Annotated in this window: 1 protein-coding gene; it reads left to right on the plus strand. The window is 46.3% G+C overall.

Annotated features, from left to right (window positions below):
• Window positions 1-11: 11 nt before the first annotated feature.
• Window positions 12-227: troponin (locus BB427_RS08265; protein WP_139119044.1), on the plus strand; the 216-nt coding region annotated here is incomplete at its 3' end.

Here is a 227-nt window from a genome sequence, read left to right on the forward strand (position 1 = left end):
AGAAGGCTTTCATGACCCCAGCCCGTAAGAAGAAGTTGAGGACCTTGTTGAGGAAAAAGGCCGCTGAGGAATTGAAGAAGGAACAAGAAAGAAAAGCAGAAGAGAGGAAGAAGACTATTAGCGCAAGGTGCGGACCTGCAAAGAATTTGGATGGAATTAACGAAGCTGCCTTACTCTCCATCTGCAAAGAATACCACACCAGGATCTCTCAACTTCTTCTTACGGGG

Origin of the sequence: Pseudoalteromonas sp. BMB (assembly GCF_001709235.1) — a bacterium.
Lineage (GTDB): Bacteria > Pseudomonadota > Gammaproteobacteria > Enterobacterales > Alteromonadaceae > Pseudoalteromonas > Pseudoalteromonas maricaloris.